11 protein-coding genes, 9 tRNA genes and 3 rRNA genes are annotated in these 14,530 nt (G+C 42.2%); 2 read left to right on the top strand and 21 right to left on the bottom strand.

Going from position 1 to position 14,530, the window contains the following annotated elements; translation table 11 throughout:
• Nucleotides 1-21 precede the first annotated feature (21 nt).
• The 15 genes from rocF to F0362_RS00885 all read right to left on the bottom strand — a co-directional run bounded on the left by rocF (nt 22) and on the right by F0362_RS00885 (nt 8,478).
• Nucleotides 22-915, bottom strand: a complete 894-nt coding sequence (gene rocF, locus F0362_RS00955) for an arginase (RefSeq protein WP_000711577.1) — start codon at nt 913-915, stop codon at nt 22-24.
• A gap of 209 nt (nt 916-1,124) precedes the next feature.
• Nucleotides 1,125-2,270, bottom strand: a complete 1,146-nt coding sequence (locus F0362_RS00950) for a glycerate kinase (RefSeq protein ID WP_000869568.1) — start codon at nt 2,268-2,270, stop codon at nt 1,125-1,127.
• 117 nt (nt 2,271-2,387) lie between these two features.
• Nucleotides 2,388-2,460: transfer RNA gene (locus tag F0362_RS00945), tRNA-Ala, on the bottom strand.
• 10 nt (nt 2,461-2,470) lie between these two features.
• A tRNA-Gly gene (locus tag F0362_RS00940) sits at nt 2,471-2,542 on the bottom strand.
• A 5-nt stretch (nt 2,543-2,547) separates the two neighbouring features.
• Nucleotides 2,548-2,623: transfer RNA gene (locus F0362_RS00935), tRNA-Lys, on the bottom strand.
• 5 nt (nt 2,624-2,628) lie between these two features.
• Nucleotides 2,629-2,703 (bottom strand) — tRNA-Gln (locus F0362_RS00930).
• Nucleotides 2,704-2,768: 65 nt separating this feature from the next.
• Nucleotides 2,769-2,852 (bottom strand) — tRNA-Tyr (locus F0362_RS00925).
• Between the two features lie 16 nt (nt 2,853-2,868).
• Nucleotides 2,869-2,944, bottom strand: a tRNA-Val gene (locus F0362_RS00920).
• Between the two features lie 5 nt (nt 2,945-2,949).
• A tRNA-Glu gene (locus F0362_RS00915) sits at nt 2,950-3,024 on the bottom strand.
• A 22-nt stretch (nt 3,025-3,046) separates the two neighbouring features.
• Nucleotides 3,047-3,119, bottom strand: a tRNA-Thr gene (locus tag F0362_RS00910).
• A 4-nt stretch (nt 3,120-3,123) separates the two neighbouring features.
• Nucleotides 3,124-3,198 (bottom strand) — tRNA-Asn (locus tag F0362_RS00905).
• Between the two features lie 9 nt (nt 3,199-3,207).
• A 5S ribosomal RNA gene (gene rrf, locus F0362_RS00900) occupies nt 3,208-3,323 on the bottom strand.
• Nucleotides 3,324-3,414: 91 nt separating this feature from the next.
• A 23S ribosomal RNA gene (locus tag F0362_RS00895) occupies nt 3,415-6,336 on the bottom strand.
• Between the two features lie 146 nt (nt 6,337-6,482).
• Nucleotides 6,483-8,034 (bottom strand): 16S ribosomal RNA (locus F0362_RS00890).
• Together the 16S, 23S and 5S rRNA genes with 9 tRNA genes alongside form the textbook arrangement of a ribosomal RNA operon.
• Before the next feature lie 225 nt (nt 8,035-8,259).
• A complete protein-coding gene (locus F0362_RS00885; RefSeq protein ID WP_000901142.1) occupies nt 8,260-8,478 on the bottom strand; it encodes a hypothetical protein in 219 nt (72 codons plus the stop codon).
• 184 nt (nt 8,479-8,662) lie between these two features.
• Here F0362_RS00885 and pdaB point away from each other — a divergent pair, with 184 nt between their 5' ends.
• Nucleotides 8,663-9,427 carry a polysaccharide deacetylase family sporulation protein PdaB gene (gene pdaB / locus F0362_RS00880; RefSeq protein WP_000464721.1) on the top strand — a complete coding sequence of 255 codons (765 nt, stop codon included), beginning with the start codon at nt 8,663-8,665 and terminating at the stop codon, nt 9,425-9,427.
• A gap of 128 nt (nt 9,428-9,555) precedes the next feature.
• On the opposite strand, the gene kbaA is transcribed toward pdaB, so the two are convergent.
• Nucleotides 9,556-10,167 carry a KinB signaling pathway activation protein KbaA gene (kbaA, locus tag F0362_RS00875; protein WP_001088535.1) on the bottom strand — a complete coding sequence of 204 codons (612 nt, stop codon included), beginning with the start codon at nt 10,165-10,167 and terminating at the stop codon, nt 9,556-9,558.
• A 139-nt stretch (nt 10,168-10,306) separates the two neighbouring features.
• Here kbaA and gerD point away from each other — a divergent pair, with 139 nt between their 5' ends.
• On the top strand, nt 10,307-10,924 hold the full coding sequence (gene gerD / locus F0362_RS00870) for a spore germination lipoprotein GerD (RefSeq protein WP_000821768.1): 618 nt from the start codon (nt 10,307-10,309) through the stop codon (nt 10,922-10,924).
• 55 nt (nt 10,925-10,979) lie between these two features.
• Here the strand turns inward: gerD and F0362_RS00865 are convergent, their stop codons facing one another.
• The 5 genes from F0362_RS00865 to rplM form a co-directional block, all read right to left on the bottom strand.
• Nucleotides 10,980-12,047 (bottom strand): Mrp/NBP35 family ATP-binding protein, encoded by a 1,068-nt coding sequence (locus F0362_RS00865; protein ID WP_000256621.1) that lies wholly within the window; start codon nt 12,045-12,047, stop codon nt 10,980-10,982.
• Nucleotides 12,048-12,190: 143 nt separating this feature from the next.
• Nucleotides 12,191-12,904 (bottom strand): N-acetylmuramoyl-L-alanine amidase CwlD, encoded by a 714-nt coding sequence (gene cwlD / locus F0362_RS00860; protein ID WP_000822443.1) that lies wholly within the window; start codon nt 12,902-12,904, stop codon nt 12,191-12,193.
• A gap of 66 nt (nt 12,905-12,970) precedes the next feature.
• On the bottom strand, nt 12,971-13,399 hold the full coding sequence (locus F0362_RS00855; protein WP_001101000.1) for a DUF2521 family protein: 429 nt from the start codon (nt 13,397-13,399) through the stop codon (nt 12,971-12,973).
• Between the two features lie 162 nt (nt 13,400-13,561).
• Nucleotides 13,562-13,954 (bottom strand): 30S ribosomal protein S9, encoded by a 393-nt coding sequence (gene rpsI, locus F0362_RS00850; protein WP_000079986.1) that lies wholly within the window; start codon nt 13,952-13,954, stop codon nt 13,562-13,564.
• Nucleotides 13,955-13,975: 21 nt separating this feature from the next.
• Nucleotides 13,976-14,413: a 50S ribosomal protein L13 gene (gene rplM / locus F0362_RS00845; RefSeq protein ID WP_001260795.1), complete on the bottom strand. Its 438-nt coding sequence runs from the start codon at nt 14,411-14,413 to the stop codon at nt 13,976-13,978.
• Nucleotides 14,414-14,530 lie beyond the last annotated feature (117 nt).

Raw genomic sequence — 14,530 nt, 5'->3', positions numbered from 1 at the left:
TCTCAGTTGCTTTTCTTACATTTATTTTAGTTTTTCACCGAATAAAGAACCCATTAAAGCAACCGCAGTTGTTGCCGTTCTATTTCTCTCATCTAAAATCGTATTTACTTCAACAAACTCAGCAGATGTAACAATATCAGCTTCCGCTAACATTTCCATCGCTAAATGACTTTCACGATACGATAGACCACCAATTACAGGCGTTCCAACTCCCGGTGCATCATGAGGATCAAGACCATCTAAATCTAATGATAGATGTACACCATCAGTATGAGATAAATAAGCAATTGTTTCTTCCATAACAGCCGTCATACCCATACGATCAATTTCATGCATTGAGAATACTTTAATACCTTCATTGCGAATAAAGTCTTTTTCTCCTTCATCCAATGCACGTGCACCGATAATTACAACGTTCTCTTTTTTCACCTTTGGATATGCCTCGTATAAGTCTACAAGCGTGGGATGTCCATAGCCTAAACTTGCTGCAAGTGACATTCCATGAATATTACCAGATGGTGAAGTTTCCTCCGTATTTAAATCTCCATGTGCATCATACCAAATAACACCTAAATTTTTATAATGTTTTGCCACACCAGCTAGTGTACCAATTGCGATACTATGGTCACCACCTAATACAAGTGGAAAACGACCTTCTTCTATAATATGATCCACCTTACTTGCCAATTCATTACATACAGTCGCAACTTGTGTAAGGTTTCTTAATTTTGTATTTTCATCAACTTCTTTTTCTCTCTCTATACATATATCTCCCATATCTTTAACGTTATATCCAATTTCTTCAATTCTTTCAATTACCCCTGCATAACGGATCGCGCTCGGGCCCATATCAACTCCACGACGCATCTGTCCTAAATCCATTGGAACTCCAATAACTGAGATTTCTTTTTTCATAGATAGTATCCCCCTTTTATGCCTTCACTAAATATTTTAAATCTTTTATATACTCTGACTCAACTCGACATTTTTCTGTATGGATATACAATTTATTCACTTATATTTATGTTGAAATCCAAATCTTAAGACCATTTTATGTATAAAGTTAACTTAATGAAACAACTGCTATCATTATTATTAGATAATAATAAAAAACACTTCTACATTTAGAAGTGTTTTTTCGATGCAATTTTCCATACTGCTGCAATATTTCTTGCTGTCATTTCAATATTCTCTTTTGCCATCTTATATGCCTCGTCTAGTGCCATTGGAAAAGGCGTAATACTAAATACTGCATCGATTCCCTTTTCGTAAACAACTGGATAATTTGGAGATACCGATCCTCCTATAGCAATCACAGGAATATGAAGACGTTTCGCTCGCCCCGCGACACCAACAGGAGCCTTTCCATATGCTGTTTGTTCATCTATTCTACCTTCACCAGTTATAATTAAATCCGCATCTTCTATATGCTTATCAAAATTTGTATGATCCAATACAATTTCAATACCCTTTCGTAAGCTCCCCTTTAACACTGCAATAACAGCTGCTCCCATACCTCCTGCCGCTCCTGCACCAGGTATTTCAGATACATCCAAAGATACATATCGTTTAAGAATAGTCGCATAATGCTTTAAATTCTCATCTAGCCTTTTCAGCATCTCTACATCCCCACCCTTTTGAGCACCAAACACGAAAGATGCCCCTCTCATTCCGACTAATGGATTATTTACATCACACGCCGCTTCTATCGTTATCTCCTTTAGGCGTGAATCCATTCGTGAAAAATCAATCGTGACAATCGAATGTAATGTTCCTCCAGATGGATCTATTGCTTCACCCTTTTCATCTATAAACCTTACTCCTAAAGCCGATAACATACCTGCTCCACCATCATTTGTAGCGCTTCCTCCAAGCCCCAAAATAATATGCTTAACTCCTTGGTCTAGCGCATGTAATATAAGCTCTCCTGTCCCTTTTGACGTTGTAATGAATGGATTTCGCTTTTCAACCGGTACGTGTTGTAGTCCAGATGCCGATGCCATTTCAATAAACGCTGTCTTTTTATCTGTAGAAATGCCATAAAAAGCTTGTACGCCTTCTCTAAGCGGTCCTGTCACATAAAGTGATACAACGCTTCCTCCTGTGGCATCAACAAGTGAATCAACAGTTCCTTCCCCACCATCTCCAATTGGTATTTTTACATACTCTGCTTTAGGAAAAATTGCTCCAAAACCTCTTTCAATAGCTTCACATACTTCTATAGCCTTTAGACTTTCTTTGTATGAATCAGATGCAATGACAACTTTCACAATTATCCCCCATCCTTTATTTTTACGTTTTCTTCATTTTAAACGACAAATATGAAAGTTGTCTTTTTAAACACAAAAAAAGCGTACATCATATGATGTACACTTTCTCTATTTATATGGAGCCTAGCGGGATCGAACCGCTGACCTCCTGCGTGCAAGGCAGGCGCTCTCCCAGCTGAGCTAAGGCCCCGTAGTAATAAAGCGGAAGACGGGATTCGAACCCGCGACCCCAACCTTGGCAAGGTTGTATTCTACCACTGAACTACTTCCGCGAAAATGGTGAGCCATGAAGGATTCGAACCTTCGACCCTCTGATTAAAAGTCAGATGCTCTACCAACTGAGCTAATGGCTCGTAAATGGCTGGGCTAGCTGGATTCGAACCAGCGCATGACGGAGTCAAAGTCCGTTGCCTTACCGCTTGGCTATAGCCCATTAATATTTACTAGTATGCTTATCTTCTCAAAAAAATAAACCCTCTCAGGTTATTTTAAAGAAAATGGTGGAGGGGGGCAGATTCGAACTGCCGAACCCGAAGGAGCGGATTTACAGTCCGCCGCGTTTAGCCACTTCGCTACCCCTCCGACATTTAAACATATATGGTGGAGGATGACGGGATCGAACCGCCGACCCCCTGCTTGTAAGGCAGGTGCTCTCCCAGCTGAGCTAATCCTCCAAAAGTGGTGACCCGTACGGGATTCGAACCCGTGTTACCGCCGTGAAAGGGCGGTGTCTTAACCACTTGACCAACGGGCCAAAAATTTAAAAACTTTTTCCAAGCTTCCAACCGGGGTTGAACCGGTGACCTCTTCCTTACCATGGAAGTACTCTACCAGCTGAGCTATGGAAGCATAATGGCTCCGCAGGTAGGAATCGAACCTACGACCGATCGGTTAACAGCCGATAGCTCTACCGCTGAGCTACTGCGGAATAATACAAGCCTGGCAACGTCCTACTCTCACAGGGACAAGGTCCCAACTACCATCGGCGCTAGAGAGCTTAACTTCCGTGTTCGGTATGGGAACGGGTGTGACCTCTCTGCCATCATTACCAGACTTTTATCATTATACACATTCTTTTCAGAATGTCAAAAGGAATTTTAAATATATATTCCTTCAAAACTAGATAACATTTGCTACATATTATATGGTTAAGTCCTCGATCTATTAGTATTCGTCAGCTCCACATGTCACCATGCTTCCACCTCGAACCTATCAACCTGATCATCTTTCAGGGATCTTACTAGCTTACGCTATGGGAAATCTCATCTTGAGGGGGGCTTCATGCTTAGATGCTTTCAGCACTTATCCCTTCCGCACATAGCTACCCAGCTATGCCCTTGGCAGAACAACTGGTACACCAGCGGTGCGTCCATCCCGGTCCTCTCGTACTAAGGACAGCTCCTCTCAAATTTCCTACGCCCACGACGGATAGGGACCGAACTGTCTCACGACGTTCTGAACCCAGCTCGCGTACCGCTTTAATGGGCGAACAGCCCAACCCTTGGGACCGACTACAGCCCCAGGATGCGATGAGCCGACATCGAGGTGCCAAACCTCCCCGTCGATGTGGACTCTTGGGGGAGATAAGCCTGTTATCCCCGGGGTAGCTTTTATCCGTTGAGCGATGGCCCTTCCATGCGGAACCACCGGATCACTAAGCCCGACTTTCGTCCCTGCTCGACTTGTAGGTCTCGCAGTCAAGCTCCCTTATGCCTTTGCACTCTACGAATGATTTCCAACCATTCTGAGGGAACCTTTGGGCGCCTCCGTTACACTTTAGGAGGCGACCGCCCCAGTCAAACTGCCCACCTGACACTGTCTCCCGGGTCGATAAGACCCGTAGGTTAGAATTTCAATACAGTCAGGGCGGTATCCCACCAGCGCCTCCACCGAAGCTAGCGCTCCGGTTTCAATGGCTCCCGCCTATCCTGTACAAACTGTACCAAAATTCAATATCAGGCTACAGTAAAGCTCCACGGGGTCTTTCCGTCCTGTCGCGGGTAACCTGCATCTTCACAGGTACTATAATTTCACCGAGTCTCTGGTTGAGACAGTGCCCAAATCGTTACACCTTTCGTGCGGGTCGGAACTTACCCGACAAGGAATTTCGCTACCTTAGGACCGTTATAGTTACGGCCGCCGTTTACTGGGGCTTCAGTTCAGAGCTTCGCTTACGCTAACCCCTCTCCTTAACCTTCCAGCACCGGGCAGGTGTCAGCCCCTATACTTCGCCTTACGGCTTCGCAGAGACCTGTGTTTTTGCTAAACAGTCGCTTGGGCCTATTCACTGCGGCTTTCCGTTAAGAAAGCACCCCTTCTCCCGAAGTTACGGGGTCATTTTGCCGAGTTCCTTAACCAGAGTTCTCTCGCACACCTTAGGATTCTCTCCTCGCCTACCTGTGTCGGTTTGCGGTACAGGCACCTTTTATCTCGCTAGAAGCTTTTCTTGGCAGCGGGGAATCAAAGACTTCGCTCCATAAGGAGCTTCCCCATCACAGCTCAGCCTTCACGATAAGCGGATTTGCCTACTTATCAGCCTAACTGCTTGGACGTGCACAACCAATCGCACGCTTCTTCTATCCTTCTGCGTCCCTCCATTGCTCAAACGATAAAGAGGTGGTACAGGAATATCAACCTGTTGTCCATCGCCTACGCCTGTCGGCCTCGGCTTAGGTCCTGACTAACCCTGAGCGGACGAGCCTTCCTCAGGAAACCTTAGGCATTCGGTGGACGGGATTCTCACCCGTCTTTCGCTACTCATACCGGCATTCTCACTTCTAAGCGCTCCACCAGTCCTTCCGGTCTGACTTCACTGCACTTAGAACGCTCCCCTACCACTGATACCATTGGTATCAATTCGCAGCTTCGGTGGTGTATTTAGCCCCGGTACATTTTCGGCGCAGAGTCACTCGACTAGTGAGCTATTACGCACTCTTTAAATGGTGGCTGCTTCTAAGCCAACATCCTAGTTGTCTAAGCAACTCCACATCCTTTTCCACTTAATACACACTTTGGGACCTTAGCTGGCGATCTGGGCTGTTTCCCTCTTGACTACGGATCTTATCACTCGCAGTCTGACTCCTAAGGATAAGTCATTGGCATTCGGAGTTTGACTGAATTCGGTAATCCGATGAGGACCCCTAGTTCAATCAGTGCTCTACCTCCAAGACTCTTACACTTAAGGCTAGCCCTAAAGCTATTTCGGGGAGAACCAGCTATCTCCAGGTTCGATTGGAATTTCTCCGCTACCCACACCTCATCCCCGCACTTTTCAACGTGCGTGGGTTCGGGCCTCCATTCAGTGTTACCTGAACTTCACCCTGGACATGGGTAGATCACCTGGTTTCGGGTCTACGACCACGTACTAAACGCCCTATTCAGACTCGCTTTCGCTGCGGCTCCGTCTCTTCAACTTAACCTCGCACGGGATCGTAACTCGCCGGTTCATTCTACAAAAGGCACGCCATCACCCATTAACGGGCTCTGACTATTTGTAGGCACACGGTTTCAGGATCTCTTTCACTCCCCTTCCGGGGTGCTTTTCACCTTTCCCTCACGGTACTGGTTCACTATCGATCACTAGGGAGTATTTAGCCTTGGGAGATGGTCCTCCCAGATTCCGACGGAATTTCACGTGTTCCGCCGTACTCAGGATACATTCAAGAGAGAACGAAGTTTCGACTACGGGGTTGTTACCCTCTACGACGGACCTTTCCAGGTCGCTTCGTCTACCTCGTTCCTTTGTAACTCCGTATAGAATGTCCTACAACCCCAAGAGGCAAGCCTCTTGGTTTGGGCTAGATTCCGTTTCGCTCGCCGCTACTCAGGAAATCGCATTTGCTTTCTCTTCCTCCAGGTACTTAGATGTTTCAGTTCCCTGGGTCTGTCTTCCATACCCTATGTATTCAGGTAAGGATACCATACCATTACGTATAGTGGGTTTCCCCATTCGGAAATCTTCGGATCAAAGCTTACTTACAGCTCCCCGAAGCATATCGGCGTTAGTCCCGTCCTTCATCGACTCCTAGTGTCAAGGCATCCACCGTGCGCCCTTTCTAACTTAACCAAACTAAAATTAAAAAAATATGAGCTACACTGTTATCTAGTTTTCAAAGAACATACATTTATATATGAGAGATAGTTCTCTCAAAACTGAACAAAACGAAACACGGAAACTTATATTGATGAACAGCGTTCATCAATTCTCCATAGAAAGGAGGTGATCCAGCCGCACCTTCCGATACGGCTACCTTGTTACGACTTCACCCCAATCATCTGTCCCACCTTAGGCGGCTGGCTCCATAAAGGTTACCCCACCGACTTCGGGTGTTACAAACTCTCGTGGTGTGACGGGCGGTGTGTACAAGGCCCGGGAACGTATTCACCGCGGCATGCTGATCCGCGATTACTAGCGATTCCAGCTTCATGTAGGCGAGTTGCAGCCTACAATCCGAACTGAGAACGGTTTTATGAGATTAGCTCCACCTCGCGGTCTTGCAGCTCTTTGTACCGTCCATTGTAGCACGTGTGTAGCCCAGGTCATAAGGGGCATGATGATTTGACGTCATCCCCACCTTCCTCCGGTTTGTCACCGGCAGTCACCTTAGAGTGCCCAACTTAATGATGGCAACTAAGATCAAGGGTTGCGCTCGTTGCGGGACTTAACCCAACATCTCACGACACGAGCTGACGACAACCATGCACCACCTGTCACTCTGCTCCCGAAGGAGAAGCCCTATCTCTAGGGTTTTCAGAGGATGTCAAGACCTGGTAAGGTTCTTCGCGTTGCTTCGAATTAAACCACATGCTCCACCGCTTGTGCGGGCCCCCGTCAATTCCTTTGAGTTTCAGCCTTGCGGCCGTACTCCCCAGGCGGAGTGCTTAATGCGTTAACTTCAGCACTAAAGGGCGGAAACCCTCTAACACTTAGCACTCATCGTTTACGGCGTGGACTACCAGGGTATCTAATCCTGTTTGCTCCCCACGCTTTCGCGCCTCAGTGTCAGTTACAGACCAGAAAGTCGCCTTCGCCACTGGTGTTCCTCCATATCTCTACGCATTTCACCGCTACACATGGAATTCCACTTTCCTCTTCTGCACTCAAGTCTCCCAGTTTCCAATGACCCTCCACGGTTGAGCCGTGGGCTTTCACATCAGACTTAAGAAACCACCTGCGCGCGCTTTACGCCCAATAATTCCGGATAACGCTTGCCACCTACGTATTACCGCGGCTGCTGGCACGTAGTTAGCCGTGGCTTTCTGGTTAGGTACCGTCAAGGTGCCAGCTTATTCAACTAGCACTTGTTCTTCCCTAACAACAGAGTTTTACGACCCGAAAGCCTTCATCACTCACGCGGCGTTGCTCCGTCAGACTTTCGTCCATTGCGGAAGATTCCCTACTGCTGCCTCCCGTAGGAGTCTGGGCCGTGTCTCAGTCCCAGTGTGGCCGATCACCCTCTCAGGTCGGCTACGCATCGTTGCCTTGGTGAGCCGTTACCTCACCAACTAGCTAATGCGACGCGGGTCCATCCATAAGTGACAGCCGAAGCCGCCTTTCAATTTCGAACCATGCAGTTCAAAATATTATCCGGTATTAGCCCCGGTTTCCCGGAGTTATCCCAGTCTTATGGGCAGGTTACCCACGTGTTACTCACCCGTCCGCCGCTAACTTCTTGAGAGCAAGCTCTCAATCCATTCGCTCGACTTGCATGTATTAGGCACGCCGCCAGCGTTCATCCTGAGCCAGGATCAAACTCTCCAATAAAGTTAGTTTGTCTAGCATCTAAAAATAAAAATTGACGTTTCACGTTGTTTGTTTCGTTCAGTTTTCAAAGAACTACTTGGTCGCTCATTTGCGACTTCCTTATGTTAACATCTTCGTTTTTCGATGTCAACTAAGTTTTTCAATTTCTTTTTTGTCGTTTTCTGCGTTTCCGCATCAGCGACGTTTATTAATTTACCATATACTAATCATTAACGTCAACACTTTTTAATAAAAAATTCTTTTTCTTACATAACGAATACATTCTTCTGCGTTAGCAACTCTTCGAAATAAACAAAAAATGATTTTATATCTTTCTTCCATCGCTTTTTTTACAACCTCATGAATACGCTCATCTTCAAAATCAAATAAAAGTTCCTCTAACTCTCTCTTCAATATGTATTCCATTTCTTTTTTCTCTTCTTTCGTCAACATAAGCCCAAGCAAATCATCACCTCAATCATTCCTTACAGAGCAATACAAGTTCCGCTCATTTTTACTTATCAAAAACAAATCATCAAAATCCTATCATTCATTATATCCACCACTTACGATATTAATCCCTTGTTCTCTTTTTTATATTTAAAGCATATATGTAACTGAAAAGGATTGGACAAAGGGGCGTAATATTATGTTTTTCTTTTTTATTACGAGCAAAAGAACTTTTAAACACATTAGCTTAATAGTGATACTTTCCTTATTTACAGCATGGCTACTCTTTTTAAAAACATATTCACATGAATCTGCTTTTTCAACTGCTACAGGTCCTAAGGTAATTTACAAAGGAGATACCGCTAAAAAACAAGTTGCGTTCACGTTTGATATTAGTTGGGGAGACAAAAAAGCGATTCCAATCCTTGAGACACTCAAAGAAAGAGAAATTAAGAATGCAACCTTCTTCCTTTCTGCTGCATGGGCCGAAAGACACCCCGATATCGTCGAACGTATCATGAAAGATGGACATGAAATCGGTAGTATGGGTTATAATTACACGTCTTACACTTCTCTAGAGCCAAATGAAATAAGAAGAGATCTTTTACGAGCCCAAGATGTTTTTACGAAACTTGGCGTAAAACAAGTCAAGCTATTGCGTCCACCTAGTGGTGAATTCAACAAAGCAACTCTTAAAATCGCAGAATCGCTCGGATACACTGTCGTTCATTGGAGTAATAATTCAAATGATTGGAAAAATCCAGGTGTAAATACTATCGTTTCCACTGTCTCTAATAATTTGAAGGGTGGAGATATTGTCTTATTACACGCATCTGATTCTGCTCTTCAAACAAATAAAGCTTTACCGCTACTTCTACAAAAGTTAAAGAGTGACGGATATCAACAAATATCCGTATCACAACTCATTTCCAACACAAGTACGAAAAGTGAAGATGTGAAGTAGTTTCTTTTCTGCTACCCTTTACACATAAATAGCTCTATTACCTTATCGAAAGGTAATAGAGCTATTTCCATCTCACTATTTCTTGTAGTATAACTATCGCTGCGTAAAAATTCAAAAGTACTTTTCAATTAAGCAGCTTTACTCGTTTTTCCGATTAAACGATGTAATATAAGTAACTGATATGCATTACATAATAAAAGTGGTATAACCATTAAATATAACCAATCTGTATCATTAATCCTTAGTGCTGGCACCCATTCAAGAATTGTTACAACAACCATAAAGAACAGGGCAGGCACAAATGCTTTTTTATTTGTTTCTTTACTTTTTATATAAGCAACAATCGCTCCAAACACAAATAATATTCCAGCAACAAGTATGTTATTCCCTAATGAAACTTCTCCATTTGCAATGAGTACAGATCTTAAATACACAAAATCGAATAAAACGAATGCAATAAAGAAGAGCTGGACTACATTCCATAAAGATGACGATCGGAACATACCTAGTCCAAAACGATGAATCGTTAAATAGGCAAAGAACCCCATTTGACTTATAACACTAAAAATAAACCCTACACCCATCAACCAGAAAGAAACTGCTAGAATCTCCTTTGCGTCGAAATTTTGAAAAAATTTATCGTACTTGTCCCACTCCAAAACAAACCCAATAATAACCGTGCTGACTCCACCAAGAAACAACGTCGTTAAAAATAGTCGTACCCACTTGCGGCTATTCACAACACATCCCCCATTATCCTTATATTTCTAATTAAATTGTATCAATGACAATTTCAAAAAGCTAGCCATGTTCATGTATAAATTCCTTAAAGATATTTATATTAAAAAGAGAGAACTGTGTTGAAAGGAGTTCCAACTTATGAAACGGATACTACTCGTTTTCGTTTCTTCTTTTCTACTTATTGCACTTGTAGCATGTGCACAAGGAAAAGAAACGAAATCCGAATTAGATTACGATCAAACAAAGAAAATGATTGTTGATATTTTAAAAACTGATCAAGGTAAGAAGGCCATTCAAGATGTATTAACTGATGAAAAAATGAAACAAGCACTCATACTAGATGAAACAGTAGTAAAGAAAACGATTGAAGATGCAATGGTATCCGACAAAGGGCAGCAATTCTGGGAAAAGCTCTTTAAAGACCCTGAGTTCTCATCGAAATTCGCTAAAAGTATGGGGAAAGAACAAACAAATTTAATGAAAACCTTACTAAAAGACCCTGAATACCAAGCAGGCGTTATAGAGATCATGAAAAACCCTGAAGTAGAAAAAATGATGTTGCAAACAATGAAGAGTAAAGAATACCGTCAATATTTACAACAAGTACTAACAGAAACTACTGAAAGCCCACTCTTCCAAGCTAAGATGATTGATATTATTAGTAAAGGTGTGCAAAAGGCTGAAAAAGGTGGCTCTGATAAAAAAGATGCAGGTGGCGAAGGTGGCTCCCAAAGCGGGAGTAAGGAACAACAGTAAAAAATAATAACTATAATAGTGAGTGGACAATATATATCGTCCACTCATTATTATTTTATTTTTGCGCGACAGCTGTTTTATCAATTACTGTTTCAGCTATCGTGCGATAAATAATCCCCGTTGTATGCGTATCTTCATATACTGAAGGAGCGAAGTCTTCTTTATTCCAATCAGGTTGTTGAAGTGGAATGCGGCCTATTACATCTGTTTGTAATTCGGCAGCTAATTTATCTCCTCCACCTCTTCCAAATACATACTCCTTCTCACCAGTTACTTTACTTTCAAAATACGCCATATTTTCAACGACACCAAGAATACTGTGTTCAGTGCGCAAAGCCATCGCTCCAGCACGCGCTGCTACAAATGCCGCTGTTGGATGAGGCGTCGTTACTATAATCTCTTTACAAGCCGGCAACATGGAATGCAAGTCTAGCGCAACATCACCTGTACCTGGCGGTAAATCTAATACTAAGTAATCTAAATCACCCCATTCTACTTCTGTGAAGAAATGATTTAACATTTTCCCAAGCATAGGTCCTCTCCAAATAACCGGTGCATTATCTTCCACAAAGAATCCCATTGAGATTACTTTTACACCTAGACGCTCCACTGGGATTATTTTATCTCCTCTTACAATAGGACGTTTTTCTATCCCCATCATATCAGGTACACTAAAACCGTAAATATCCGCATCAATGATACCAACTTTTTTCCCTAGACGAGCTAAAGCAATGGCAAGGTTAACGGAGACTGTTGATTTTCCCACTCCACCTTTTCCACTCGCAACTGCTAAAAATGTCGTTTTTGAATTCGGTGACAATAAAGATTCAATTTGCTCTTCTTCTTGCGGTGGTACAAACTGAGCTGATTCCTCTTCTGTAAATTCTGCAAAACGAAGTCCAACTGTTGCTGCCCCAAGTTCCTTCACTAACTTTACGATGCCCGACTGCAACTGCATTTGTTCCGCAGTACCTGTTTTTACAATTGCAATTTTAACACTCACATGTTCCTTCTCCGGCTTGACTGTTACCTCTTTAATTGCATTTGTTTCTTTTAACGTTTTATGTAAAAACGGATCTACAATCCCTTCTAACGCTTCCACTACTTGCTCTTTCGTTACCATAATTAGCCCAGCCCCCTGTATGAAAAATAACGTAATGTTAATTGAATTTATCTCTCTTTATCCTTGAAATAAATGCGTTTACATTTTCAGTATAACATATTTTCCGAAAACTTCGTTAACGAGAGAAACTCAAAAAATCCCCCTTATTCTGGAGGATTTCCTTTTTCCGTGAAATAACGTAATATACCTCGATATACGGCAGCCGCTACCTTTTGCTGATATTTTTCCGAATTTAACATATACCTTTCGTTCACATTCGATAAAAATCCAGCTTCAATTAAAGCGCCTGGTGTTTTCGCATACTTTAATAAATACACATGAGAAATCGTTTTAGCAGAACGGTTCGTATTTTCTAAACTCGTTCTCAATTCAGCTTGTATAAACTTCGCAGCACGTTCATTTTCAGTTAAAGAACGGTAGTAGAACGTTTGTGCTCCTTTAGAACCACTACTAGTTAATGCATTTAAATGAATACTTGCAAAGAAATCGACATCTGGCTTATTAATAATCTCCACACGTCTTCTTAAATCCTCTGCTTTACGTCTACTGTACGACTTTGTATCTTTGTTAGCTAAATCATAATCTCCTTCACGTGTCAAAATAACTAATGCACCTTGCTCTTGCAAATAATCTTGCACTTTTTTTGTAATTTCAAGAGTTATGTCTTTTTCTATAATATCCTTTCCACCAACAGCTCCTCCGTCTGGTCCACCATGCCCTGCGTCTAATACAATTACTTTCCCTGATAAGGGTAAATTCCACGCTCGCCACGATTTTGTAATTTGAAATTCTTGTTTGACTAAAAAAAACAAAACAACCGCAGCGAGCGCAAAAGAGATAATTCGAATTCTCTTCATACCTTTCCTCCTCCAGCTAGTCCCTCTAATTACTTATATGGGACAAGAGGAAAGTTTATGCTTGTCTTAATGTAGCTTTAAACGATATCTTCTTTCACCTTTTTCATATCCTTCCTGCCACCACAATCCGATAAACTGCTGACAAGATTCAAAAAGTAATTCCTCATCTTTTAACTTAATTTCTCGTATAGTCATACTCGTTAAAAATTGAAATAGTGTTTCCGTTAATTGTTGCTCTTCTTCTAAAGCCCTATATTTCACATCAAAGAACGATTCGCCATAATAACCAAACTTACTGTATCTCGCTCCTAATAAATAAGATTCTATTCCTAGTTCAATACAGTAATCTTCATACTGACGATGAAGCTCTTGCATGTGAAAGGCATCACGAATATTTGAACGCAACGTTTTTAATGATAATTCTCGTAGCATCTTCCGCTCGTATTTTAATTGCTTTTCTTTTTGTTTTTCTTTTAAGCTGACAATGACATTCATAGTACTTATAAAACCTCCCTAATACGTATTAGTCTAAACTTCTAAAGAAGAAGCATACGCGGGACGGTAGCACTAAAATATTCCAAACCTCAAAAATAAATAAGAGGAATTAAATATAAAAAAACCCCAACCAAAATGGTTGAGGTTTGTAGTTCGCAAAAATTAACGTTTTGAGAACTGAGGTGCACGACGTGCGCCTTTAAGACCGTATTTTTTACGCTCTTTCATACGTGCGTCACGAGTTAATAGACCTGCACGTTTTAGTGTTAGACGGTATTCTGGATCAGCTTTTAATAAAGCGCGAGAAATACCGTGACGAATAGCACCAGCTTGACCAGTGTATCCACCACCATTTACGTTTACAAGTACATCGTAGTTACCTAAAGTTTCTGTTGCAACTAGAGGTTGTTTAACTACTTCACGTAATGCAGCAAATGGGATATAGTTTTCAAAATCACGACCGTTAATGATAACGCGTCCTTCGCCTGGAACTAGGCGTACGCGCGCTACTGAACTCTTACGACGTCCAGTGCCATAGTATTGAACCTGTGCCAAAGTAAGCCCTCCTTTAATTAATTATCCGCGAAGTTCGTAAACTTCTGGTTTTTGTGCTTGGTGTGGATGCTCTGCTCCAGCATACACGTTTAATTTCTTAGATACTTGACGTCCTAAACGTCCTTTTGGAAGCATCCCTTTAATTGCAAGCTCTAACATTTGTACAGGGTAGTTTGTACGCATTTCTAGAGCTGTTCTTTGCTTAAGTCCACCTGGGTGGTTAGTGTGACGGTAGTAAATTTTATCGTTTAATTTATTACCTGTTAAATGAATTTTCTCAGCGTTAATAATAATTACATGATCACCCGTGTCAACGTGTGGTGTAAATGTAGGTTTGTTTTTACCACGTAAAATGGATGCTACTTCAGTAGATAGGCGACCTAAAGTTTGACCTTCAGCATCAACCACATACCATTTACGCTCAACTTCGTTAGCTTTTGCCATAAAAGTCGTACGCATGTGTTTCCCTCCTCGTTATCTTTTCCATAGAAAAAATCTATTGTTTATCTTAAACACGATTTCCTTCCGGGGCTAATCGTGGTTTTAGAAACAATACCATATGTTATGATATACTTT

Origin of the sequence: Bacillus sp. BS98 (genome assembly GCF_008432245.1) — a bacterium.
GTDB classification, from domain to species: Bacteria; Bacillota; Bacilli; order Bacillales; family Bacillaceae_G; genus Bacillus_A; species Bacillus_A toyonensis.
Note: the sequence above shows the minus strand (reverse complement) of the source record. Positions and strands in the feature narration are given on the sequence as shown.

Bases quoted from the DNA above. Each gene is read 5' to 3' on its own strand.
- rocF (WP_000711577.1), bottom strand. From the start codon at position 915: ATGAAAAAAGAAATCTCAGTTATTGGAGTTCCAATGGATTTAGGACAG.
- pdaB (WP_000464721.1), top strand. From the start codon at position 8,663: ATGTTTTTCTTTTTTATTACGAGCAAAAGAACTTTTAAACACATTAGC.
- gerD (WP_000821768.1), top strand. From the start codon at position 10,307: ATGAAACGGATACTACTCGTTTTCGTTTCTTCTTTTCTACTTATTGCA.
- F0362_RS00865 (WP_000256621.1), bottom strand. From the start codon at position 12,047: ATGGTAACGAAAGAGCAAGTAGTGGAAGCGTTAGAAGGGATTGTAGAT.
- cwlD (WP_000822443.1), bottom strand. From the start codon at position 12,904: ATGAAGAGAATTCGAATTATCTCTTTTGCGCTCGCTGCGGTTGTTTTG.
- F0362_RS00855 (WP_001101000.1), bottom strand. From the start codon at position 13,399: ATGAATGTCATTGTCAGCTTAAAAGAAAAACAAAAAGAAAAGCAATTA.
- rplM (WP_001260795.1), bottom strand. From the start codon at position 14,413: ATGCGTACGACTTTTATGGCAAAAGCTAACGAAGTTGAGCGTAAATGG.